The 23,306-nt window shown below is 73.8% G+C and carries 23 protein-coding genes and 1 riboswitch; of the genes, 12 read left to right on the top strand and 11 right to left on the bottom strand.

Annotated elements, in window-relative coordinates; translation table 11 throughout:
• Positions 1-8: 8 nt before the first annotated feature.
• The 3 genes from BA175_RS16835 to BA175_RS16825 all read left to right on the top strand — a co-directional run bounded on the left by BA175_RS16835 (position 9) and on the right by BA175_RS16825 (position 3,427).
• Positions 9-803 carry an SURF1 family cytochrome oxidase biogenesis protein gene (locus BA175_RS16835; protein WP_069172249.1) on the top strand — a complete coding sequence of 265 codons (795 nt, stop codon included), beginning with the start codon at positions 9-11 and terminating at the stop codon, positions 801-803.
• Between the two features lie 70 nt (positions 804-873).
• Positions 874-2,667 carry a glycoside hydrolase family 15 protein gene (locus tag BA175_RS16830; protein ID WP_069172248.1) on the top strand — a complete coding sequence of 598 codons (1,794 nt, stop codon included), beginning with the start codon at positions 874-876 and terminating at the stop codon, positions 2,665-2,667.
• A gap of 4 nt (positions 2,668-2,671) precedes the next feature.
• On the top strand, positions 2,672-3,427 hold the full coding sequence (locus BA175_RS16825; RefSeq protein ID WP_069172247.1) for an SDR family oxidoreductase: 756 nt from the start codon (positions 2,672-2,674) through the stop codon (positions 3,425-3,427).
• Positions 3,428-3,438: 11 nt separating this feature from the next.
• Here BA175_RS16825 and amaP read toward each other — a convergent pair whose 3' ends face one another.
• Genes amaP through BA175_RS16800 form a run of 5 tightly spaced genes read right to left on the bottom strand, consistent with a single transcriptional unit; the run spans position 3,439 to position 5,773 of the window.
• The gene (gene amaP / locus BA175_RS16820; RefSeq protein ID WP_069172246.1) at positions 3,439-4,017 is read right to left on the bottom strand and encodes an alkaline shock response membrane anchor protein AmaP; all 579 of its coding nucleotides are present in this window, start codon (positions 4,015-4,017) and stop codon (positions 3,439-3,441) included.
• 5 nt (positions 4,018-4,022) lie between these two features.
• The gene (locus tag BA175_RS16815) at positions 4,023-4,709 is read right to left on the bottom strand and encodes a DUF6286 domain-containing protein (protein ID WP_069172245.1); all 687 of its coding nucleotides are present in this window, start codon (positions 4,707-4,709) and stop codon (positions 4,023-4,025) included.
• A complete protein-coding gene (locus BA175_RS16810) occupies positions 4,706-5,059 on the bottom strand; it encodes a hypothetical protein (RefSeq protein ID WP_069172244.1) in 354 nt (117 codons plus the stop codon). Before BA175_RS16810 ends, BA175_RS16815 begins: the two co-directional genes overlap by 4 nt.
• Positions 5,056-5,247, bottom strand: coding sequence for a hypothetical protein (locus tag BA175_RS16805; protein WP_014045172.1), 192 nt, complete (start codon positions 5,245-5,247; stop codon positions 5,056-5,058). The genes BA175_RS16810 and BA175_RS16805 overlap by 4 nt, the downstream gene beginning before the upstream one ends.
• Positions 5,248-5,278: 31 nt before the next feature.
• Complete coding sequence (locus tag BA175_RS16800) at positions 5,279-5,773, bottom strand: Asp23/Gls24 family envelope stress response protein (protein ID WP_069172243.1); 495 nt, start codon at positions 5,771-5,773, stop codon at positions 5,279-5,281.
• Between the two features lie 97 nt (positions 5,774-5,870).
• On the opposite strand from BA175_RS16800, the gene BA175_RS16795 reads away from it, so the two are divergent.
• Positions 5,871-6,572: a hypothetical protein gene (locus BA175_RS16795; protein ID WP_069172242.1), complete on the top strand. Its 702-nt coding sequence runs from the start codon at positions 5,871-5,873 to the stop codon at positions 6,570-6,572.
• Positions 6,573-6,608: 36 nt separating this feature from the next.
• On the opposite strand, the gene BA175_RS16790 is transcribed toward BA175_RS16795, so the two are convergent.
• The 3 genes from BA175_RS16790 to BA175_RS16780 all read right to left on the bottom strand — a co-directional run bounded on the left by BA175_RS16790 (position 6,609) and on the right by BA175_RS16780 (position 9,707).
• Positions 6,609-7,400, bottom strand: coding sequence for an enoyl-CoA hydratase/isomerase family protein (locus BA175_RS16790; RefSeq protein WP_069172241.1), 792 nt, complete (start codon positions 7,398-7,400; stop codon positions 6,609-6,611).
• Between the two features lie 147 nt (positions 7,401-7,547).
• Entirely contained in the window at positions 7,548-7,769 is a 222-nt protein-coding gene (locus tag BA175_RS16785) for a helix-turn-helix domain-containing protein (protein WP_006123601.1), read from the bottom strand.
• Between the two features lie 339 nt (positions 7,770-8,108).
• Positions 8,109-9,707, bottom strand: a complete 1,599-nt coding sequence (locus BA175_RS16780) for an ABC-F family ATP-binding cassette domain-containing protein (protein ID WP_069172240.1) — start codon at positions 9,705-9,707, stop codon at positions 8,109-8,111.
• A gap of 264 nt (positions 9,708-9,971) precedes the next feature.
• On the opposite strand from BA175_RS16780, the gene BA175_RS16775 reads away from it, so the two are divergent.
• Entirely contained in the window at positions 9,972-10,382 is a 411-nt protein-coding gene (locus tag BA175_RS16775) for a VOC family protein (protein ID WP_069172239.1), read from the top strand.
• Between the two features lie 92 nt (positions 10,383-10,474).
• On the opposite strand, the gene BA175_RS16770 is transcribed toward BA175_RS16775, so the two are convergent.
• The 3 genes from BA175_RS16770 to BA175_RS16760 form a co-directional block, all read right to left on the bottom strand.
• On the bottom strand, positions 10,475-11,776 hold the full coding sequence (locus BA175_RS16770; RefSeq protein ID WP_069172238.1) for a hypothetical protein: 1,302 nt from the start codon (positions 11,774-11,776) through the stop codon (positions 10,475-10,477).
• 185 nt (positions 11,777-11,961) lie between these two features.
• Positions 11,962-13,089, bottom strand: coding sequence for an alpha/beta hydrolase (locus BA175_RS16765; RefSeq protein ID WP_069172237.1), 1,128 nt, complete (start codon positions 13,087-13,089; stop codon positions 11,962-11,964).
• Between the two features lie 69 nt (positions 13,090-13,158).
• Positions 13,159-13,818 carry a class II aldolase/adducin family protein gene (locus BA175_RS16760; RefSeq protein WP_069172236.1) on the bottom strand — a complete coding sequence of 220 codons (660 nt, stop codon included), beginning with the start codon at positions 13,816-13,818 and terminating at the stop codon, positions 13,159-13,161.
• 819 nt (positions 13,819-14,637) lie between these two features.
• Between BA175_RS16760 and BA175_RS16755 the strand changes: the two genes are divergently transcribed.
• From BA175_RS16755 to BA175_RS16725, 7 genes are all read left to right on the top strand, one after another.
• Positions 14,638-15,897: an inorganic phosphate transporter gene (locus BA175_RS16755; RefSeq protein ID WP_069172235.1), complete on the top strand. Its 1,260-nt coding sequence runs from the start codon at positions 14,638-14,640 to the stop codon at positions 15,895-15,897.
• A 12-nt stretch (positions 15,898-15,909) separates the two neighbouring features.
• Complete coding sequence (locus BA175_RS16750) at positions 15,910-16,134, top strand: hypothetical protein (RefSeq protein ID WP_069172234.1); 225 nt, start codon at positions 15,910-15,912, stop codon at positions 16,132-16,134.
• Positions 16,135-16,283: 149 nt separating this feature from the next.
• Positions 16,284-16,413, top strand: a riboswitch (cobalamin riboswitch).
• A 134-nt stretch (positions 16,414-16,547) separates the two neighbouring features.
• Positions 16,548-17,495, top strand: coding sequence for a cobalamin biosynthesis protein (locus BA175_RS16745; protein ID WP_069172233.1), 948 nt, complete (start codon positions 16,548-16,550; stop codon positions 17,493-17,495).
• Positions 17,492-19,330, top strand: a complete 1,839-nt coding sequence (locus BA175_RS16740) for a cobyric acid synthase (RefSeq protein WP_254667902.1) — start codon at positions 17,492-17,494, stop codon at positions 19,328-19,330. Before BA175_RS16745 ends, BA175_RS16740 begins: the two co-directional genes overlap by 4 nt.
• Entirely contained in the window at positions 19,327-21,351 is a 2,025-nt protein-coding gene (locus tag BA175_RS16735; RefSeq protein WP_069172232.1) for a putative cobaltochelatase, read from the top strand. Before BA175_RS16740 ends, BA175_RS16735 begins: the two co-directional genes overlap by 4 nt.
• A complete protein-coding gene (gene cobO / locus BA175_RS16730) occupies positions 21,351-21,965 on the top strand; it encodes a cob(I)yrinic acid a,c-diamide adenosyltransferase (RefSeq protein ID WP_069172231.1) in 615 nt (204 codons plus the stop codon). Before BA175_RS16735 ends, cobO begins: the two co-directional genes overlap by 1 nt.
• Positions 21,959-23,305, top strand: a complete 1,347-nt coding sequence (locus BA175_RS16725) for a cobyrinate a,c-diamide synthase (protein ID WP_069172230.1) — start codon at positions 21,959-21,961, stop codon at positions 23,303-23,305. The genes cobO and BA175_RS16725 overlap by 7 nt, the downstream gene beginning before the upstream one ends.
• Position 23,306: the final 1 nt, after the last annotated feature.

Genomic DNA, 23,306 nt, shown 5'->3' with positions numbered 1-23,306 from the left:
GTCATGGGGTGTACCGCTTCCTGTTGACCCGGCAGTGGGTGATCGTCACCCTCCTCGTCCTCGCCCTGATCCCCACGATGGTCGAGCTGGGTTTCTGGCAGCTGCACCGGCATGAGCACCGCGTCGCCCAGAACGCGCTGATCACCCGGAACCTCGAGGCCGCTCCGGCCCCCGTCACACGTCTCACCTCACCGGGGCACACGGTTCCCCGCTCCGACTACTGGCGGACCGTGACGGCCACCGGGACGTTCGACACCGCGCACGAGGTGGTCGTGCGGCGCCGTACCTCGCGGGACGAGCGCATCGGCGTCCTCGTACTGACCCCCTTGGACCTCAAGGGCGGTGGCACGGTCCTCGTCAACCGCGGCTGGGTCCCCGCGGCCGCCACCCAGGAGGCCTTCCCGAAGGTCCCGCCGCCGCCACGCGGCGAGGTCACCGTCACCGGCCGGCTCAAGGCGGACGAGACGACGGGCGCCAGCGGCATCAAGGACCTGGCGGGTCTGCCGGACCGCCAGGTGATGCTCATCAACAGCGCCCAGCAGGCACAGGTGCTCGGCCGCCCGGTCATGGGCGGCTACCTCGAGCTGACCGCCCCCGAACCGGCCGACGGCAGTCCCGAGACGATCGCGGCCCCCGACGACGGCTCCATCGGCCCGCACATGGCTTACGCGGTCCAGTGGTGGCTCTTCGCTGCCGGGGTCCCCGTCGGCTGGGTGATTCTCGTGCGCCGGGAGAAGAAGGACCTCGACCAGGCCGCCCGGGACGGCGCGACGGCCGCCGAGCCGGAGCCGGCACACGCGTAGATCCTTCCCGTACCGCTTTCGCCCCGGCCGTCCTGCTTAACAGGGCCCGGCTTCGGGAAGACGCCACAGCGTGACCCCACGCATCGAGGACTACGCCCTCATCGGCGATCTCCAGACCGCCGCCCTGGTCGGCAGGAACGGTTCCGTGGACTGGCTGTGCCTGCCGCGCTTCGACTCCGGTGCCTGCTTCGCCGCCCTCCTGGGCGACGAGGACAACGGCCACTGGCGCATCGCCCCCCAGGGCACGGACAGCGACGACACCTGCACCCGGCGCGCCTACGTGGACGACTCCCTGGTCCTGGAGACCTACTGGGAGACCAGGACCGGGACGGTCAAGGTCATCGACTTCATGCCGCAGCGCGACAAGGCGCCCGACGTCATGCGGATCGTCGAGGGCGTCAGCGGCAGCGTCGAGATGAGTTCGGTCCTGCGGCTGCGCTTCGACTTCGGTTCCGTGGTGCCGTGGATGCGCCGCTCCGAGGGCCACCGGGTCGCGGTGGCCGGCCCCGACTCCGTCTGGCTGCGCAGTGAGCCACCGGTCAAGACCTGGGGCCAGCAGTTCAGCACCTGCTCCTCCTTCACGGTCACCGAGGGCGAGAGCGTGGCGTTCGTGCTGACCTGGCACCCCTCGCACTCCCCGCGCCCGAAGCTGATCGATCCGCACAAGGCGCTGAGGCACACCCTCACCGACTGGGCGAAGTGGTCGGCGCAGTGCACCTACCGGGGCAGGCACCGGCAGGCGGTGCTCCGCTCCCTCATCACCCTGAAGGCACTCACCTACGCCCCGACCGGCGGGATCGTGGCCGCCCTGACCACCTCCCTGCCGGAGGAGATCGGCGGCGTACGGAACTGGGACTACCGCTACTGCTGGCTGCGGGACTCCACCCTCACGCTCGGGGCCATGATCTCGGCCGGATACGTCGAGGAGGCGGCGGCCTGGCGGGACTGGCTGCTGCGGGCCGTCGCCGGCGACCCGGCGGACCTGCAGATCATGTACGGGCTCGGCGGCGAACGCCGGCTGCCCGAGACGGAACTGCCGTGGCTGAACGGGTACGAGAACTCCCGGCCGGTCCGCACGGGCAACGCGGCCGTGCGGCAGCGGCAGCTCGACGTGTACGGCGAGGTCATCGACTCGCTCAGGGTGGCCCGCGAGGCCGGGCTCGACGACAAGCCGCACGCCTGGAACCTGCAGCTCAGCCTGCTCGGCTTCCTGGAGTCGACCTGGCGCGAGCCGGACGAGGGTCTGTGGGAGATCCGGGGACAGCGGAGGCACTTCGTCCACTCGAAGATCATGGCGTGGGTCGCGGCCGACCGCGCGGTACGCACCCTGGAGCAGTACCCCCAGCTGCCCGGCGACGCCGACCGCTGGCGGGTGATGCGGGACGCGGTGCACGCCGAGGTCTGCGAGAAGGGCTACGACCCGGAGCGCAACACCTTCACCCAGTACTACGGCTCCCGTGAGCTGGACGCGGCGACGCTGCTCATCGTGCGGACCGGATTCCTGCCGCCGGACGACCCCCGGGTCGTCGGCACGGTCGACGCGGTCCGCGACGAGCTCGCCCACGACGGGCTGATCCGCCGCTACAGCACCGAGGGCGCGTCCGTGGACGGTCTGCCCGGCGGCGAGGGCGCCTTCGTCGTCTGCTCGTTCTGGCTGGTCGACGCGTTGCAGCGGACGGGCAGGACCCAGGAGGCCGAGGAACTCTTCGAGCGTCTCCTCGCCCTGCGCAACGACGTGGGGCTGCTGGCGGAGGAGTACGACCCGGTGAACCGGCGCCAGCTCGGCAACTACCCGCAGGCGTTCAGCCACATCGGCCTGGTGAACAGCGCGGTCGACCTCAGCGCCGGGGACGCGGCAGGATAGAGCCATGGATCTTGGACTGAAGGACCGCGTGTACATCGTCACCGGCGCGACCCGCGGGCTGGGCAACGCCACCGCGCACGCCCTCGTCGCCGACGGCGCGAAGGTGATCATCTCCGGCCGGGACGAGAAGAGCGTCGCGGCGGCCGTCGGTGAACTCGGGCCGGACGCGGCCGGCCTCGCCGCCGACAACGGCGACCCGGAGGCGGCCCGGCGTCTCGTCGATGCCGCGAAGGAACGGTTCGGCCGGCTGGACGGCATCCTCATCAGCGTCGGCGGTCCGGCCCCCGGCTTCGTCGCGGACAACACCGACGAGCAGTGGCACTCCGCCTTCGAGTCGGTCTTCCTCGGTGCCGTACGCCTGGCCCGCACGGCCGCCGCCGAACTGGGCGAGGGCGGCGTCATCGGCTTCGTGCTGTCCGGGTCGGTGCACGAGCCGATCGCCGGTCTGACCATCTCCAACGGTCTGCGTCCCGGTCTCGCCGGCTTCGCCAAGTCCCTCGCCGACGAACTGGGCCCGCGCGGCATCCGGGTCGTCGGGGTGCTGCCGTCCAGGATCGACACCGACCGGGTGCGCGAACTGGACGCCCTGTCGGGCGACGCGGAGGCCTCCCGCACGGCCAACGAGGCCCGCATCCCGCTGCGCCGCTACGGCACCCCGGAGGAGTTCGGGAAGACCTCGGCCTTCCTGCTCTCCCCCGCCGCCTCCTACCTGACGGGCATCATGGTGCCCGTCGACGGCGGCGCCCGGCACGGATTCTGACCGGCGGGCCGTCAGTTCACCCGATGCGCACGGTGCTTGACGGCCTTGAGGCGGACCTCGGCCGGCAGCTCGTCCAGGCCCGCCGAGGTGCGCGCGTGGTACAGCGCCCCCTCGGACAGGCCGCGCAGCGCCTGCTCCGGGGCGGCGTGCGGCTCCAGCAGCAGGCGGACACGGGCCCGCGGGGCGGTCCGCCGGCCAATCAGCGCGACCTTGGCGTCGGACACCCCGTCCATCGCACCGGCCTCGTCCCCGAGCACGCCCTCCAGGGCCCTGCCCCTGAGCAGGGCGCCCTCGCCGTCCCCGCTGTCCACCAGCACCTCGGCGAGGCGCGCGCGCCGCAGCTGGGCCAGCAGCCACCACAGGGCGAGGAGCACCAGGACGGCGAGGACCGCGATGACGGTCGGCCACCACCAGCCCTCGTCCCGCCAGCGGTAACGGTCGGCCCGGCTGAGCAGCACGTCGTTCCGGCCGTCGAAGGGCCACCAGGAGGGCACGGACACGCCGAGCCCCGTGGCGAGGACGGAGCCGCCGACGACGAGGAGGATCACTCCGGCCAGGCCCAGCAGGACCCGGTTGACGGTCGCGATCACGTGCCTCACCTCTTCTTCGCAGGGCGGCGGACATGGACGGACAGGCCGGGCGGCCGCGCCAGGCCCAGATCCCTGATGCCCGTGCCCACGGCGGTGTCCAGGTCGCCCCGTACGTCGTCGAGTTCACGGAAGTGGGAGACGGCACGCACGGTCGCCCTGCGCCGCCGCATCCGCACGCGTACGGACTGCACCCCGGGCACCTCGGCGGCCCGGTCGCGCAGGACCATGGCAGCCGCGGAGCGGTCGAGTCCGGCCCGTACCCCGGGGTGGTCGCGTCGCATCGGCAGCAGCGCGCGCAGGCCGGGGGTCAGCGCGAGGAGCAGCAGCCACAGGCCCAGGGCCGCCGCCACCGCCGAGCCCGTCAGCACCCATACGTCGTCGAGGTGACGGCTCGCCAGGTCGTCGGCGAGCGAACGCCGCCACCGCATGCCGGGGTGGCCGGTCCGTACCGCCGCGACGTCGTAGAGCAGGAGTCCGGCGCCCGCGACGACCAGCAGGGCGACCAGGGCGGCGGGAACCCTCCGTGCGGACCAGAAGCGGCCTGCCCGGCCGCCGGTCCGCTCGGTCGGGGTCGCGGGTTCGTGGGTCGAGCCCGACCCGGTCCGGACCGTGTCGAGTACGGCGCCGGACGCCGCCGGCCCGGTCGTGGGCAGGCGCTGCGTGCTGTCCGGCGGCTCCTGGGGTTCGCTCATCTCGTGCTCCCCTCCGGGGCGGCGCCCGCTTCCGTGAGGTGCAGCCGCTCGACCCGCACCGACACGTCGGGCACCTCCATCCCCGCCAGTTCCCTTACCCGCTCGGCGACATGGTGACGCACGGCCCCGCACTGGCGGCCGATGTCACCCGGATAGCCGAGTTCGAGGCTGACGCGTACCCGGGCGGACTCGCGGTGCACGGTGACCGTGGCACGCGGAGGCCTCCCGCCTCCGGGCGGCTCGGCGACCGCCTCCCTGGCGGCCTGCGCCGCGATCTTGGCCACGACCCGGTCGGCGATCCGGGTCTCCCCGCGGCCCGCGGCGGCGACCCGGTCCGACACCGCCGTCACCGTCGCCGGTCGCCGCGCTCGCGACTCCGGAAGAAGTCGCCGGGCTCCAGGTCGCCGTCCAGGAAGCGGCCGGCGACGAAGCCGACGGCCCCCAGCGCGGCGACCAGCAGGAACGCGCCGAACCCGCCGAAATACCCGGCGAAGCCGAGCGCCATGCCGGCGATCAGGCCGACCACAGCCATGCTCATCTGTGCTCCTCAACTGCCTCGGGGACGAGGACTACTGCACGCGTGACCCGGACTGGTCCTCGTCGTCCTCCTCGTCGGGGAGCTTGACGTCGCTGACGGCGATGTTGACCTCGACGACCTCGAGGCCGGTCATGCGCTCGACCGCCGCGATGACGTTCTCCCGGACCTCGCCGGCGACGTCCGAGATCGACACGCCGTACTCCACGACGATCTCGAGGTCGAGGGCGGTCTGCGATTCGCCGACCTCGGCCTTGACGCCACGGGTCACGGACTTGCCGCCCCCCGGCACACGGTCGCGTACGGCGCCGAACGTACGCGACATGCCGCTGCCCATCGCGTGGACACCACCGACGTCACGGGCCGCCATTCCGGCGATCTTCTCGACCACACCGTCGGCGACGGTGGTACGGCCACGGGTGGCGGGGGCTCCCCCGCCTCGCTTGGCGAGCTGGTGCTGACGGCTGTCCTCCCCGCCGGACACGCTGCCGGGGTCGTCAGACCGGTTCCGCTGCGGGCTCTCCGTCATCGCCGCTCTTCCCTTCGAGGGGGCAGGGTTGGACTTACGGTGCCCACATTAAGTGCGCTTGCCCCGTTCCGCGCCACCGATACGGCAGGCTGGGGCAATGACAACGGCTGAGGGCCCCCACCGGGCCGACGGATGGACCGCCGCGGTACGCCAACGGCTCGGCCTGGGCCGGCTGCTCCCCCTGGGCGGCCCCGCCGACGGGTCCTGGATCGCGGAGCGGGCGGCGACGGAGGTGCTGCGGGACGCCACGGCCGGTTCGGGGGCGGTGCTCGGGCAGCTGCGGATCGCCCCCGCGGAAGCGGACGGCGCGACCGAGCCGGTGGTACCGGGGCCGCCGAGCGCGCTCCCCCCGGGGCCGCTGCGGATCGAGGCGGGTTTCGCGGCGACGGTGGCGCGGCCGCTGCCCGCCACCGCCGCCGCACTGCGGGCGGCGCTGCTGGCGGCGGCGGCCGAACGGCTCGGCCTGGTGGTCGACGCGGTGGATCTGCGGGTGACGGATCTGCTGGAGGAGGAGCCCGGGCCGGCCGGGCCGCGGCGGGCCGAGGTGCGCCCCGCCGAACCGGACGGGCCGGCGGGGCGGGCTGCCGCCCGGGTCCCCGGGGTCGTCTCCCTCACCCGGGAGCTGGGCAGCGCGGTGCACTCCGCCCCCGGTCACGTCCGGGTGGAGCTGGCCACGGCAGGCGACCGCAGGGCGCTCGACGTGGCCCGCGCGGTCCGCGAGGCGGTGTCCGGGACGGTGGAAGGCCGTCCCACCGTCGCCGTGCTCGTCACGGCCGTGGTGGGTCCCGCCCGGACGTGACCGGACCCGCCCGGGGCGGGTCCGGTCACGGCGGGCTCAGTCGGTGACGCCGGCGAGGTCGCGCAGCCGGCGGCCCTGGGCGGCGCGCTCGGCGGCGCGCTGCTCCTCGTACGTGCGCGCGTGGGCGCCGCCGAGCAGGGCCTTGGTCTCCACCACCGCGTCGCGCGGGGCGGCCAGCAGGGCGGCGGCCAGGTCACGGACGGCCGCGTCGAGCTGATCGGCGGGGACCACCAGGTTGGCCAGGCCGGTGCGCTCGGCCTCCTCCGCGTGCACGAAGCGGCCGGTGGCGCAGATCTCGAGCGCGCGGGCGTACCCCACGAGGCCCACCAGGGGGTGGGTGCCCGTGAGGTCGGGGACGAGGCCGAGGCTGGTCTCGCGCATCGCGAACTGCACGTCGTCGGCCGCGATCCGCAGGTCGCAGGCGAGGGCGAGCTGGAAGCCGGCACCGATCGCGTGTCCCTGGACAGCCGCGATCGACACGATGTCGTTGCGCCGCCACCAGGTGAACCCCTCCTGGTACGCGGCGATGGTCGCGTCGAGTGCGGCCTCCGAACCGCGCGCCATGTCGAGGAAGGACGGCTCGCCGTCGAACCCCTCGGGGGTGAACGCCTGCCGGTCGAGGCCGGCGGAGAAGGACGTGCCCTCGCCGCGCAGCACCACGACGCGCACGGTGCCGGGGAGCACCCGCCCGGCCTCTGCCAACGCCCGCCACAGAGCGGGAGACTGAGCGTTGCGCTTGGCCGGGTTGGTGAGCGTCACCGTGGCCACCGCGTCTTCGACGGTGAGCCGTACGCCGTCCTTGTCGAGCACGGGGTCGAGCGAGGTCATGGAGCGCCTCCGGATCGGGAGCAGTCAGCACTTACTGGCAAGTAACTGAACAGTAACCACCCGGACGACCTCTCGGTCGGCCGGGTGGCCACCCGGTGTTCCGGTGAGCCCCGGGGCCGGCGAACGGCCGGCGGACCACGCCCGCCGTCAGGCCGAAGCGGCCTTCTTGCCCCGAGTCGCCCCGCCGCGTCCCCGCAGCGTGACTCCGGACTCGCTGAGCATCCGGTGGACGAATCCGTAGGAGCGGCCCGTTTCCTCGGCCAGCGCCCGGATACTCGCACCGGAGTCGTACTTCTTCTTCAGGTCTGCCGCGAGCTTGTCACGCGCGGCGCCGGTAACCCGGCTGCCCTTCTTCAGAGTCTCGGCCACCCGTGCCTCCTCAAGGAAGTGCGCTCTGGACTCTCATGATCACCCCTACCGGGCTTCCTGGCCACCCATTCGGCAAGGTCCGCACGAGCGGTTTCACCGTCCGGGCGCGGGCCGACACAAACGGAACGCCACCCTCCGTAGGTGCGGGCGGGCTCCGGGAGCCGCTGCCGGAGAGAACGGCCAGGTCAGAGCCGTGCCCGCGTGGAGGCCGCACAGAGGGGCGCCCGGCAGACATCTGCCGGGCGCCGCGCCGGGGTACGAGAGCCGCTCACCCAGATGAAGGATCACGCATGGGCCGAATGATCCAGGCGTGGTGGATCACCGGGTCGGCGGGCCGGGTCAGGCGAGGGCCACCAGGTCCCGGTAGTCCGCACCCCACAGGTCCTCGACCCCGTCGGGCAGCAGGATGATCCGCTCGGGCTGGAGTGCCTCGACCGCGCCTTCGTCGTGGGTGACGAGGACGACGGCGCCCTTGTAGGTGCGCAGCGCGCCGAGGATCTCCTCGCGGCTGGCCGGGTCGAGGTTGTTCGTCGGCTCGTCCAGCAGCAGGACGTTGGCCGAGGAGACCACCAGGGTCGCCAGGGCGAGCCGGGTCTTCTCGCCGCCCGAGAGCACCCCGGCGGGCTTGTCGACGTCGTCGCCGGAGAAGAGGAACGACCCCAGCGTCTTGCGGACCTCGACGAGATCGAGGTCGGGCGCGGCTGAGCGCATGTTCTCCAGGACGGTGCGCTCCGGGTCCAGGGTCTCGTGCTCCTGGGCGTAGTAGCCGAGCTTGAGGCCGTGGCCCTCGATGATCTGGCCGGTGTCGGGCTTCTCCGCGCCGCCGAGCAGGCGCAGCAGGGTGGTCTTGCCCGCGCCGTTGAGGCCGAGGATGACCACGCGGGAGCCCTTGTCGATGGCCAGGTCCACATCGGTGAAGATCTCGAGCGAGCCGTAGGACTTGGAGAGGCCCTCGGCCATCAGGGGCGTCTTGCCGCACGGGGACGGCTCGGGGAAGCGGAGCTTGGCCACCTTGTCGGAGACCCGGACGGCCTCCAGGCCGGAGAGCAGGCGCTCGGCCCGCTTGGCCATGTTCTGGGCGGCGACGGTCTTGGTGGCCTTGGCACGCATCTTGTCGGCCTGCGAGTTGAGGGCCGCGGCCTTCTTCTCGGCGTTCTGGCGCTCGCGCTTGCGGCGCTTCTCGTCCGCCTCGCGCTGCTGCTGGTAGAGCTTCCAGCCCATGTTGTAGATGTCGATCTGGGCGCGGTTGGCGTCGAGGTAGAAGACCTTGTTGACGACCGTCTCGACGAGCTCGACGTCGTGGGAGATCACGACGAAGCCGCCGCGGTAGGACTTGAGGTAGTCGCGCAGCCAGACGATGGAGTCCGCGTCCAGGTGGTTGGTGGGCTCGTCCAGGAGCAGCGTGTCGGCGTCGGAGAACAGGATGCGGGCCAGCTCGACGCGGCGGCGCTGACCGCCGGAGAGCGTGTGCAGGGGCTGGCCGAGCACCCGGTCCGGAAGACTGAGCGCGGCGGCGATGGTGGCGGCCTCGGCCTCGGCGGCGTACCCGCCCTTGGTGAGGAACTCCGTCTCCAGGCGCTCGTACTTCTTCATCGCCTTCTCGCGGGTGGCGCCCTTGCCGTTCGCCATGCGCTCCTCGTTCTCGCGCATCTTCCGCAGCGTCTCGTCGAGCCCGCGGGCCGAGAGGATGCGGTCGCGGGCGAGGACGTCGAGGTCGCCGGTGCGGGGGTCCTGCGGGAGGTAGCCGACCTCTCCGCTGCGCGTGATGGTGCCGCCGGCCGGGGTTCCCTCTCCGGCGAGGCACTTGGTGAGGGTGGTCTTGCCCGCGCCGTTGCGGCCGACCAGGCCGATGCGGTCACCCTTGGCGATGCGGAAGGAGGCGGACTCGATGAGGATGCGGGCGCCGGCACGCAGCTCGATGCCGGAAGCGGTGATCACGGGTAAGACTCCAGGGCGTAGGGGCGGCGGAGGGACAGCTGGGAACGCACGACTCGACGCCGTTACTCAATGCACAAGGAGAATTGCCATGGGACTCAGTCTACTGGCGGTGTCCACCGGCTTTTCCCGTGCTCCCCGCCCGCCTCGGGGCCGTCGTCCGTGGCCGGCGGCCGTCCCTCCGGGGGCGCGTCGCGGTAGGTCCGGTGGAAGACTGAGACGCAGATCACTACGAGCGGCGAACGAGGCCGGGACGAGGTGAGCGCGATGGCAGGTGTGGACGGTATGCCGACGATCTACCCGACGATCCTGTACGAGGACGCGAGGGCGGCGATCAGGACACTGACGCAGGGCCTGGGCTTCACGGAGGAAGCGGTCTACGAGGGCGGGGACGGCAAGGTCCTGCACGCCGAGCTGTCCTGCGGGAACGGCAGGGTGATGATCGGCTCCAAGGGCCACGAGGGCGTCTTCGCGAAGGCGATGGCCGACGCGGGGCCCTCGGGGGTGTACGTCGTCGTGGACGAGGTGGACGAGCACCACGCGCGGGCCGTGGAGCACGGCGTGGAGATCCTCATGCCGCCCACCGACCAGGACTACGGGTCGCGGGACTTCATGGCGCGCGACGCGGAGGGCAACGTGTGGACGTTCGGGACGTACGCCCCGGGGTCCGCGGGCTGACCGCGTCGCCGGGCGCTCCGGCGGGGCAGCCCTCGGGGAGGCTTCCGTCCGGACGGGCCGGCCGGAGCCCGGCCTGATCCGGACGGCAGCCCTCAGACCCCGCCGGTGTGCACCTGGAAGGCGGCGCGACGGACCGCCTTGGCGAGCGCCGGGTCCGGGTGGGCCGCGGCCAGCGCCACCAGCACCTGGACGGTGCGCGGATGACCGATGGCCCTGACCTCGTCCAGCAGCGCCGGGACGGTGCCCTGCACCGCGGAGTCGAGGTGGCGTACGAGCAGCCCCGTCTCGCCGTGGTCGGCCACGGCCGCCGCGGTGTCCACCCAGAGCCAGGTGGCCTCCTCGCGGCTGAGGACGTCCTGGGCGTCGTCCGGATCGGCGCCCTCGTACTCGGCGAGCCAGAGCAGCGCGTACGGCCGCAGCGGGGTCTCGGTGACGACGGAGCGCACGACGGGCTCGGCGGGGGCGCCCACGACGCGGAGCGCCTCGAAGGCGAGCCCGCGCAGGAGGGCGTCCTCGCCCCGGGCGACGGCGAGGAGTTCGGCGACCGCGCTGCCGACGGGCCGGGCCGCCAGCCAGGCACGGTATTCGGCCCGGGCGGGCCCGGGGGTGAGCCGCGCGCAGCCGAGCAGCATGTCCGCGGCGGACTGCTCGATGTTGCCGGCCGGGCTCTGGGCCGCGACGCAGATCTGTTCCAGCTTGACCCAGACCGCCCAGTTGCCCAGGGGGGTGAGGGTGGCGTGTCCGGCGCCGAGCGTGAGGGCGCCGACGGCGGCGAGCCCCTCGAGCGCCCAGTCGAGGAGGACGGCGTTCAGGTCCTCGGAGCGGCCGGGCGCCGCGCCCGTCGTCGGCTGGGGCGGCCCGTACGGCACCTCGCACCGTTCCTCGCGGAGTTCCGCGACCCGCTGGCCGAGGAGGTCGAGGAGCGCGGGCACGGTGACGGGGCCCGCCGAGAGCTGGAGCAGGGAGAGCACCTGGGGCACGGCCTCGACGGCTTCGGCGACGGCGGTGGTCTCCATGCCGTCCGGGGCGGCGTGGACCAGCGACCAGGCGTCGAAGAGCGCGACCCAGCCGCGGAGCACGGCCGAGTCGTCGCGGTCCCAGGCACGCAGCCGCCAGCCGGGGCGGGCGGTGTCGCCGTGCAGCTCGATGAGCCCGGCGAGCCGTGCCCGGTCCCAGCCGGTCTGCACCTGGGCCGGGGAGAGTTCCAGGGCCGCCGCGGCGCGCTGGAGGGCCTGGGCGGCGAGGGGGACGGTTCCCGGACTCTCCCCGTCCGCGGCCCAGTGGGCGATCCGTACGGCATCGGCGAGCACGGCCCGGGCCTGGCGTGCCAGTTCCGCGGGGGGCGGGGTGCCCTCGGGTGGGCGGGGGGCCGGCCTGGTGCGCCGGGTGGTCACGGCCTTGCGGGCAGTGGCAAGGGGTCGCGGGCGGACAAGTCGCAGCCTGGAGTCGCGCGGGTTACGGGACGTCACGGGGAGCAGTCTTGCCCCTGACGGCCCGAAAGCCCAAACGGAAGCCGGATCGCCGGGGTACGGCGGGGTTTCCGGTCCGGTCACCAACCGGCCCGTTCCCACCCATCAGCTCACATCAAGGGCGTGAGAAAGCGCCGGAGGGTCTCCTCGTAGCCCGCCGGGTCGGCGTTCCACATCGCCGCATGCGGAGCCTCCGGTACGGCGTGCAGGGCCACCAGGTCGGGGCGGCGGCGGGCGAGTTCGCGGGACGGCTGCCAGGGGGCCAGGGTGTCTCCGGGGCCGTGGAAGATCAGCGTCGGGGCCCGCAGAGCGGTGGGCAGCGAGGTGTCCAGGAGCGGGGCGCCGTACAGCCCCGTCTGTCCCTGGGCCGCCCGGACGGCGAGGGGCAGCAGGGCTGCGGGGACGCCCCGGGCCGCGGCCAGGGCGCGCAGGGTGCGCCGCCAGTCCAGGACCGGGGAGTCGAGGACCAGACCGCTGATGCGGTCGCGCAGCGCGGAGTTGACGGCCGCGTGCAGCGCCATCGACGCGCCGGACGACCAGCCGTGGACGACGACTCTCTCGGCCCCGTAGCGGACGGCGTGGCGGATGGCCGCGTCGAGGTCGCGCCACTCGGACTCGCCGAGGTGGGAGAGCCCGTCCGGGGAGCGGGGTGCGCCGGCGTCGCCGCGGTAGGCGATGTCGAGTACCGGGATCTGCTGGTCCCGCAGGAAGCCCAGCACGTTCATGGGGTGTTCCCGGGTGGTGCCGAGGCCGTGCACGGTGATCACCCAGGTGTCGCGGGCCCCGGGCAGGTACCAGGCGGGGAGGTTGCCCAGCTCGCCCGGGATCTCGACCTCCTTGTACGCGAGGCCCAGGGCGGTGAGCGGGTCCCCGGTGTGGAGTTCCGGGGTGAGGCGGACCCTGGCCCCGGGGCGCAGGGTGCCGCTGGTCACGCGTTCCAGTCCGCGGACGACGGTGTCGGCGGAGACGTGCGGCGCCTGTTCGAGGACGGGGCCGACGACCGCGTGGACACCACGGCCCACCAGGCCGTACGTACCGGGGCGCAGCGCGGGGAAGGAGCGGGTCAGGGTGACCTGATCGGCCGTCGCGGCGTGCACGGTGAGTCTGCGGTCGGCGGGGAAGGCCCGTGACGACGCCCCGAGGGCGGTGTCGCTGGCGTACCGGCCGGCTGCGACCGCTGCCGCGCCGGCGCCGAGGATCGTGGTGACGGCCGCTGCCGTCGCTGTTGCCGGGCGCACGGCTTCAGTCTCCAGGGTGCGGGGCGGCCTGCCAACCCGGCGGGGACCGTACGGTGACGGAGGCGGGTCTCAGCCCGGCCCGCCGTACCCCTTCAGCGCTTCCCGCGCCTCGTGCAGCTGGGCCGGGGAGAGCAGGCTGGGGCTGCGGCCGGGCACGGAACTGGCGGTGAGCCAGAGCCTGCACATCCATTCGAGCTGGGCGGTGCGGTCGTAGGCCTCGTCGAGGGTGGCGCCGTAGGTGACGGTCCCGTGGTTGCGCAGGAGGCAGCCGGTGCGGTCGCGCAGCGCGGCGAGCATGCCGTCGGCGAGTTCCCGGGTGCCGTAGCGGGCGTAGGGCGCGGTGCGGACGGGACCGCCGAGCATCGCTGCGGCGTAGTGCACCGCAGGGACCTCCGTGACGAGGGTGGAGACGGCCGTGGCGTGCACCGCGTGGGTGTGCACCACGGCGGCGGCGGGGGTGTTGCGGTACACCGCCAGGTGGAGCGGGAGCTCGCTGGTCGGGGGGAGGTCGCCGAACACCCGGCGGCCGCCGAGGTCGACGCCGACCGCGTCCCCGGGGCCGAGCCGCTCGTAGCGCACCGCGCTGGGGGTGACCAGGACGAGGTCGCCGACCCGTGCGGAGACGTTGCCCGAGGTACCGACGACCAGACCCTCGGCGGCCGTCCTGCGGGCCGTCGCGAGAACGGCTTCCCACGCCTGTCCGATCGCGTCCTGATCGTGGTCGCTCATGCGGGTGATCCTAGGGCGCGTTTCGAAAGTCCCGTCTGCCCGGCGACGCCTGGCACGCGCCCTCGCGGCGTTGTCGGGATCGCCCCGATACACCGGTATCGAGGCGACCCTCCGCCTTGCGATCGCACGCACCGGACGCCGCCGGGCCTGCCCTCCGGGCAGACGACGCTACTTTCGACACACGTCCTAAGGGGGTCGTCCCGCACGTCCCGGCGGGCGCGCGACGACCGGTGCGGGGCCGGGCCGCGTCACCGGACCGTCCGCCTGCACCACTGCATCACGCCCCACGCATCCGGCGCCTGGACGCCCCTCCGCCGTGCGAAGCGCCGGGTCCGAGGCCGTGCGCCGGTCCACCGGGAAGCGCGTGCCGGCCCTCGGGCCCTCCGGGGCGGTCGGGGCCGGGGCCGGTGCCGCGCTTCCCCGGGGGCACGGGACCGGGCAGGCCCCCCATGACGTCCGGGCACGAGCGAGGCCGGGTGGCCGGGGAAGGCTCCACGGCCCCGGGGCGAGGCGCGGTGCCACGGCACGCGGGCCCACCCCGGCCGGGGCCGCACGAAGGGGCGCCCGGGTCACGGGCACCACTGCGGGGAGGTGACCGAAGTCTCCCCGGCCTCGTGCGCCGGGCACGTCACGCGTCCGCCCACACGCCGTGAGGCCGCTCCTCGCACCGCCGCGGGAGTACCGGGCCACCTCGCACGCACACAAGCGGAACGGGTGCGCACGGTTGGGGTCACCGTGCCGCCCTGCTCAGTTCACCTTCCGTTCATCCAGGTTGCTTACGTTCCACGAGCCAATGACGTCGAACGATTGCCTGGGTAAATGGAACACATCACGCTGCTGCTCGCGATCGTGATCGTGACGGCTCTCGTGTTCGATTTCACGAACGGTTTCCACGACACCGCCAACGCGATGGCCACCACCATCTCGACCGGCGCCCTCAAGCCCAAGACAGCGGTGGCCATGTCCGCCGCTCTCAACCTGGTCGGCGCGTTCCTGTCCGTGGAGGTCGCCAAGACGATCTCGGGCGGGATCGTCAACGAGGACGGCCTCAGAACCGAGGTCATCTTCGCGGCGCTCGTCGGCGCCATCCTGTGGAATCTGCTGACCTGGCTGGTCGGCCTGCCCTCCAGTTCCTCCCACGCGCTCTTCGGCGGTCTGATCGGCGCCGCGGTGATGTCGGCCGGCTGGTCCTCGATCAACGGCGGGACCGTCGTCACCAAGGTCCTGCTGCCCGCGATCGCCGCCCCCGTCGTCGCCGGTCTGGCCGCGCTGCTGGCCACGAGGCTGACGTACCGCCTCAACCGGAAGATCACCGACGAGGCGCAGCTGAAGTCGACCGCCAAGGGCTACCGGGCAGGCCAGATCGCCTCGGCCGGTCTCGTCTCGCTCGCCCACGGCACCAACGACGCGCAGAAGACGATGGGCATCATCACCCTGGCCCTGGTCACCGGTGGGGTCCTGTCCCCCGGTGCGAACCCGCCGGTCTGGGTCATCTGCGCCGCCGGTGTCGCCATCGCACTGGGCACCTACCTCGGCGGCTGGCGCATCATCCGCACCATGGGAAGCGGCCTTACCGAGCTCAGGCCGCCGCAGGGCTTCGCCGCCCAGACCAGTGCGGCCACGGTCATCCTGGCCTCCTCGCACCTCGGCTTCTCCCTCTCCACCACCCAGTCCTGCTCCGGCGCGGTGATGGGTGCCGGCCTCGGACGCAAGGGAGGCGTGGTCCGCTGGTCCACCGCCACCCGGATGTTCGTCGCCTGGGGCCTGACCCTGCCGGCCGCGGGCCTGGTCGGCGCGGGCGCCGAGTTCCTCACCAAGCAGGGCGGCTGGGGCGTCGGTGTCGTCGCGGTGCTCCTCGTCGCGGGCTCCGGTGCGATCTGGCTGCTGTCGCGCCGCAAGCCGGTCGACCACACCAACGTCAACATGCCGGACGCCGAGCCGGCGGGGATCGTCACCACCGCCATGGCGGCCGTCAGCCCGCCGCCCGCCGGCATCGTCCCGGACCTCAAGACCACCATCCCGGCCCCGGCCCAGGCGGCCGAGGTTCCGGCCGACCCGGCCCGACCGGCCACGGTGTAAGGACAGATCCGCATGAACATCGACTGGGCAGCCCTCGCCTCCGTCTTCGGCGTCAGCCTCGTGGTCACCGTCGCGCTGGTGGGCCTCTTCACCCTCGGCATCGTGGGCCTCGCCAAGCAGGCGCCCACGGCGGCGGGGAACGGCGGTTCCGGTGCTCCCGCACGCTTCGGGGCCTACGCCTGCTTCGCGCTGTGCGCGGCGGCGGTGGCGTACGGGATCTATCTGATCGTGGCCTGACCTCCCGCACCCGACCCCGGGCCGGACACACCACCCGTGTGTCCGGCCCGCTGTGCGTCCGGGCGCTTCCGCAGCCTCGCAGGTCAGCGGCAGGTTGACGGGCGTTCGCGGGACATGGTGGACTGCCGTGGCCATGTACGGCGACAGCAGAGGAAGCCGGTGCGAATCCGGCGCGGTCCCGCCACTGTCACCGGGGAGCAGTCCCCCACACGGAAGTCACGGTCCGCCACCGCGGACTGGAAGGCCGGGGGAACTGCGGATCCGGGAGCCAGGAGACTCTCGTCGCCGGTCACGTCGAACCAGGGCGCGGACCCTGAGTGAGGACATATGCCATGCCCGGCTGCCGTCTGTCGGTCGCTGCTCCCCCTTTCCCCCGGTCCCCGGTCCTCCGAGGCGCGACGGCCGGCTGACCCGTGCGAGCCGACCGCATCTTCGCGTACGGCGCCACCGCCGGTCTGATCGGCGACCTGCTGCTCGGTGATCCCCGCCGGGGTCACCCCGTCGCCGCCTTCGGGCGGGCCGCGGCGGCTGTCGAGAGCCGGCTGTGGCGCGATCACCGCGGCTGGGGCGCCCTGCACACGCTCGTCTGCGCCGGTGGCGCCGCGGGTGCCGCCGCCCTCGCCGCCCGTGCCGTGCGGGGCCGCCCTGCCGCCGCCGTGGCGCTGACCGCCGCCGTCACCTGGTCCGTCGTCGGGGGCACCTCGCTGGGCCGTGAGGCCCGGGCGGTCGGGGACGCCCTCGCCGCCGGTGACCTCGGTACGGCCCGGCAGCGGCTGCCGCACCTGTGCGGCCGGGACCCGCACGCGCTCGACGGGCAGCAGATCGCCCGCGCCGTGGTGGAGTCGGTCGCCGAGAACACCTCCGACGCCGTGGTGGGCGCCCTGGTGTGGGGCGCCCTGGGCGGCGTCCCCGGACTGGCCGCGTTCCGGGCCGTCAACACCCTCGACGCCATGGTCGGCCACCGGTCGCCGCGCCACCGGCGCTACGGCTGGGCCTCGGCACGGCTGGACGACCTGGCCGGCTGGCCCGGCGCCCGCCTCACCGCCGTGCTCGCCGTGGTGGCCGGGGGGCGGCCCCGCGAGGCCGTGCACGCCTGGAGGGCCGACGCCGGCCGGCACCCGAGCCCCAACGCGGGGCCGGTGGAGGCCGCGTTCGCGGGCGCGCTCGGCGTACGGCTGGGCGGGACCCTCGCGTACGGCGGACGGGTCGAGCACCGGCCCGTACTCAACGGGGAGAAGGGCCGCGACGTGCGGGTGGCGGACATCGAACGTGCGGTGCGGCTGTCGCGCCGGGTGAGTGTGCTGGCCCTCGGCGTGTGCGTGGCCGGGCGGCTGGCCGCAGGACGGAGGCGCCGGGCATGAGCGGCGGACTGCTGGTCGCGGGAACCACCTCGGACGCGGGCAAGAGCGTCGTCACGGCAGGGATCTGCCGGTGGCTGGTGCGCCGCGGGGTGAAGGTCGCGCCGTTCAAGGCGCAGAACATGTCGCTGAACTCGTTCGTCACCCGCGAGGGCGCGGAGATCGGCCGGGCCCAGGCGATGCAGGCACAGGCCGCCCGGGTGGAGCCGTCCGCGCTGATGAACCCGGTGCTGCTCAAGCCCGGGGGCGACCGGTCCAGCCAGGTCGTCCTGATGGGGAGACCGGTCGGCGAGATGAGTGCGCGCGGTTACCACGGGGGGCGTCAGGAAGCCCTGTTCGGGACGGTCGTGGACTGTCTGGAGCAGTTGCGGGGCACGTACGACGCCGTGATCTGCGAGGGGGCCGGCAGCCCGGCGGAGATCAACCTGCGCCGCACGGACATCGTGAACATGGGCGTCGCGCGGGCCGCGCGCTTCCCCGTGCTCGTCGTCGGTGACATCGACCGCGGGGGCGTCTTCGCGTCGTTCTTCGGTACGACGGCCCTGCTGAGCGCCGAGGACCAGTCGCTGGTCGCCGGCTACCTGGTCAACAAGTTCCGGGGGGACGTCTCGCTGCTGGAGCCGGGACTGGACATGCTGTACGGGCTCACGGGACGGCGTACCTACGGGGTGCTGCCGTACACGCACGGACTGGGCATCGACGAGGAGGACGGGCTGCGCGTGTCGATGCGCGGCGCGGTGCGGGAATCCGTGGTGGCGCCGCCGCACGGCCGGGACGTGCTGCGGGTCGCGGTGTGCGCCGTGCCCCTGATGTCCAACTTCACCGATGTGGACGCGCTGGCGGCGGAGCCGGGTGTGGTGGTCCGGTTCGTGGACCGGCCGGAGGAGCTCACCGACGCGGACCTGGTGATCGTGCCCGGTACGCGGGGCACCGTGAAGGCCCTCGCCTGGCTCCGGGAGCGGGGGCTGGCCGACGCGCTGCGTCGGCGGGCCGCGGAGGGGCGTCCGGTGCTGGGCATCTGCGGCGGGTTCCAGGTGCTGGGCGAGAGCGTCGAGGACGACGTGGAGTCGCGGGCGGGGCTGGTCGAGGGGCTCGGAGTGCTGCCGGTACGGGTCAGGTTCGGGCGGGAGAAGGTGCTGGCCCGGCCGGTCGGTACGGCTCTCGGGGAGACGGTGGAGGGGTACGAGATCCACCACGGGATCGCCGACGTGCGCGGCGGTGAACCGTTCCTGGACGGATGCCGGGTGGGTGCGGTGTGGGGGACGCACTGGCACGGGTCGCTGGAGAGCGACGCGTTCCGGCGGGCGTTCCTGCTGGAGGTGGCGCGGGCTTCGGGGCGGCGGTTCGTACCGGCCCCGGACACGAGTTTCGGGGTGCTGCGGGAGGAACAGCTGGACCGGCTGGGCGATCTGATCGAGGAGTTCGCGGACACGGACGCCCTGTGGCGGCTGATCGAGGGGGGTGCGCCGGACGGGCTGCCGTTCCTGGCGCCGGGGGCGCCGCAGGCTCCGGAGGCCCCGGGCGCGGGGGCCGGGGGTCCGGTCGGCGGGGGTTCTGCCGTGGTGGGTTCGGCGGGCCTTCCTGCCCGCCCCGCCCCTTCCCGCATCCGGGGCTCCGCCCCGGGCCCCGGTCCTCGACCGCCGGACGGGCCGGGATCGGCCCGGGTCGCGGGCGTGACGGCCGCGACGGCCGCGACGGCCCGGGACGCGGACCCGGCGGAACCCGGGCCCGCGGTCGCCCCGGATGCGGGCGGCGCCGTAGCGCGGCTGGGACCGGCCCGGGACGTGGGGTCCGGGGTGGTCGGGACTGATCTTTCCGTGAACGAGGAGGCTCCGTGAGTACGCCGTATCCCTTCACCGCCATCGTCGGGCAGGACGACCTGCGGCTCGGGCTGTTGCTCAACGCCGTCAGTCCGGCCGTCGGCGGGGTGCTCGTGCGGGGGGAGAAGGGCACGGCCAAGTCGACCGCCGTGCGCGCCCTCGCCGCTCTCGTGCCGGAGGTCGCGGTGGTGGCCGGGTGCCGGTTCTCCTGCGATCCGGCCGCGCCCGACCCCGCCTGTCCGGACGGGCCCCATGACATCGGCACCGGTGTGTCACGGCCCGCGCGGACCGTGGAACTGCCGGTGGGCGCGTCGGAGGACCGTCTGGTGGGCGCCCTCGACATCGAGCGGGCCCTCTCGGAGGGCGTGAAGGCCTTCGAGCCGGGGCTCCTCGCGGACGCGCACCGGGGGATCCTGTACGTGGACGAGGTCAACCTCCTCCACGACCACCTGGTGGACCTGCTGCTCGACGCGGCGGCCATGGGCGCCTCCTACGTCGAGCGTGAAGGCGTCTCCGTACGGCATGCGGCACGCTTCCTGCTGGTCGGGACGATGAACCCCGAAGAGGGGGAACTGCGGCCGCAGTTGCTCGACCGTTTCGGGCTGACCGTCGAGGTCGCCGCCTCGCGCGACACCGACCTGCGCGTCGAGGTCGTGCGGCGGCGGCTCGCCTACGACGACGATCCGGCCGCCTTCGCCGCCCGGTGGGCGGACGAGGAGGGCGCGCTGCGGGAGCGGATCGTCGCCGCCCGGGCCCTGCTGCCCCGTGTGGTGCTGGGTGACGGCGTGCTGCGGCAGATCGCGGCGACGTGCGCGGCGTTCGAGGTGGACGGTATGCGGGCCGACATCGTCATGGCCCGTACGGCGACCGCGCTTGCCGCATGGGCGGGACGCGAGGAGGTCACCGTGGAGGACGTCCGGCAGGCCGCCCTTCTGGCGCTTCCGCACCGGCGCCGCCGCAACCCGTTCGACGCGCCGGGGCTGGACGAGGACAAGCTGGACGACACCCTCCGGGACGCGGACCCCGACGGGGGCGGCGCGGAGGACGGGGACGACGACCCGGATCCCGGCGGGCCGGGCGGTGGGGTGCCCCCTCAGGGGGGTGAGCCCGGTACCGGCGGTCAGGGGCCGCAGGACGGGCCGGAGAGCGGTGAGCGAGGCGCTACGGAGAACGGGGCGGCGCAGCCCGCGCCGGGCGGTGCGGAGCAGCGGCCCGTGGCGGCGTCCGAGCCGTTCCGTACGAAGATGCTCAGCGTGCCCGGCCTGGGCGAGGGAGCGGCCGGGCGGCGGTCCCGGGCGCGCACCGAACACGGGCGCACCACCGGATCGCGGCGGCCCGAGGGTGCGCTGACGAAGCTGCACCTGGCGGCGACCGTGCGGGCCGCCGCGCCGCATCAGCGGGCGCGCGGGCGGTCCGGGCGGGGTCTCGTCGTGCGGCGGGACGACCTGCGGCAGGCGACGCGGGAGGGGCGCGAGGGCAATCTCGTGCTCTTCGTCGTGGACGCCTCCGGATCGATGGCCGCCCGGCAGCGGATGAGCGCCGTGAAGGGCGCGGTCATGTCGCTGCTCCTGGACGCCTACCAGCGGCGCGACAAGGTGGGCATGGTGACCTTCCGGGGCAGGGACGCCGAGGTGGTGCTGCCGCCCACCTCGTCGGTGGACGCCGCGGCGGCCCGCCTGGAGTCGCTGCCGACCGGGGGGCGTACCCCGCTGGCCGCCGGTCTGCTGAGGGCGCACGACGTGCTGCGCGTGGAGCGGCTGCGCGACCCGTCGCGGCGGGCCCTGCTGGTCGTGGTGACGGACGGCCGGGCGACCGGCGGCGTCGATCCGGTGGCACTCGCGGCCCGGGCCGGGCGCCTGCACGCCGCCGAGGGCACGGCGTCCGTCGTCGTGGACTGCGAGTCGGGGTACGTACGCCTCGGTCTCGCCGCACAGCTCGCCCGGGATCTGGGGGGTACCGCCGTCACGCTCGACGAGCTGCGGGCCGACTCGATCGCCGGGCTGGTCAGGGACGTCACTGCAGCCGGGAGGGCCGCGTAATGCCACAGGGACAGCCGGTGTCGGTGCCGGACGACGGGCTCACCACCCGTCAGCGGCGCAACCGTCCGCTCCTCTTCGTCCACACGGGTGTCGGCAAGGGCAAGTCGACGGCGGCCTTCGGCCTCGCGCTGCGTGCCTGGAACCAGGGCTGGCCGATCGGGGTGTTCCAGTTCGTGAAGTCGGCGAAGTGGAAGGTCGGTGAGGAGAACGCGCTGAGGGTGCTCGGGGCGAGCGGCGAGGGCGGCACCGTCGCCTGGCACAAGATGGGCGAGGGCTGGTCGTGGGTGCAGCGGGGCGTCCGCGGCGACTCCGGCAACGAGGAGAACGAGGAGAAGGCCCGGGAGGGCTGGGAGCAGGTCAAGCGCGACCTGGCGGCGCAGACGTACAAGCTGTACGTGCTCGACGAGTTCGCGTACCCGATGCACTGGGGCTGGATCGACACCGACGAGGTCGTCGAGGTGATGCGGAACCGGCCGGGGGCGCAGCATGTGGTGATCACCGGGCGCAACGCCCCCGCGAAGCTGATCGAGGCCGCGGATCTGGTGACCGACATGTCGAAGGTCAAGCACCCGATGGACGCGGGACAGAAGGGCCAGAGGGGCATCGAGTGGTAAGTGTTCCCCGTCTGGTCATAGCCGCGCCGGCGTCGGGCAGCGGCAAGACCACGGTCGCCACCGGGCTGATGGCGGCCTTCGCGGGGCGCGGCCTCGCCGTGTCCCCGCACAAGGTGGGCCCCGACTACATCGATCCCGGGTACCACGCGCTGGCGACCGGCCGTCCGGGCCGCAACCTCGACGCCTACATGTGCGGCCCCGAGCTGATCGCACCCTTGTTCGCCCATGGGTCGGCCGGCTGCGAACTGGCGGTCGTCGAGGGCGTGATGGGGCTGTACGACGGGGCGTCGGGCCAGGGGGAACTGGCGTCGACTGCGCAGGTGTCGAAGCTGCTGCGGGCGCCGGTCGTCCTGGTGGTCGACGCCTCCTCCCAGTCCCGCTCCGTCGCCGCCCTGGTGCACGGTTTCGCCTCCTGGGACCCGGAGGTGCGGATCGGCGGGGTGATCCTCAACAAGGTGGCCTCCGACCGTCACGAGGCGCTGCTGCGGGAGGCCCTGGACGAGTCGGGGCTGCCGGTACTCGGGGTGCTGCGGCGGGCCCCGCAGGTGGCGACCCCGTCGCGGCACCTGGGCCTGGTACCGGTGGCCGAGCGGCAGGCGGACGCCGTGGACGCCGTACGGGCCATGGGTGAGCGGGTGCGGGAAGGCTGCGATCTCGACGCCCTGCTGGCGCTGGCCAGGTCGGCTCCCGTGCTGCCGGAGGAGGTCTGGGAGCCGGAGCGGGTGGCTGTCGTGGGGCCCCGGCCGGTCGTCGCCGTGGCGGGTGGCGCGGCGTTCACGTTCGCGTACGCGGAGCACGCCGAGCTGCTGACGGCGGCCGGTGCGGAGGTGGCCGTCTTCGATCCGCTGCGGGACGAGGAGCTGCCCGCCGGCACGGCGGGTCTGGTCATCGGCGGGGGGTTCCCCGAGGTGTACGCCCCGGAACTGTCGGCGAACGTGGCCCTGCGCGGGGCCGTCACCGCGCTGGCCCGGGCGGGTGCCCCGGTGGCCGCGGAGTGTGCGGGACTGCTCTACCTGGCCCGTGAGCTGGACGGACGTCCGATGTGCGGGGTGCTGGACGCCTCGGCCCGGATGTCCGGGCGGCTGACCCTGGGCTACCGGCAGGCCGTGGCGCTCACCGACAGCGTGCTCGCGGCGGCGGGGACCCGGCTGCGCGGGCACGAGTTCCACCGCACGGTGCTGGAGCCGGGGGCCGGCGCCACCCCGGCGTGGGGCCTGCATCAGCCGGAGCGGCGGGTGGAGGGTTTCGTACAGGGGGGTGTGCACGCGAGTTATGTGCACACGCACTGGGCGGCGTCGCCCTCGGTAGCGCGGCGTTTCGTGGAGCGGTGCCGGGGATGAG

Origin of the sequence: Streptomyces griseus, from assembly GCF_001715295.1 — a bacterium.
GTDB lineage: Bacteria > Actinomycetota > Actinomycetes > Streptomycetales > Streptomycetaceae > Streptomyces > Streptomyces griseus_G.
The sequence above is the reverse complement of the archived record's forward strand: the minus strand, read 5'-3'. Positions and strand labels throughout refer to the sequence as shown.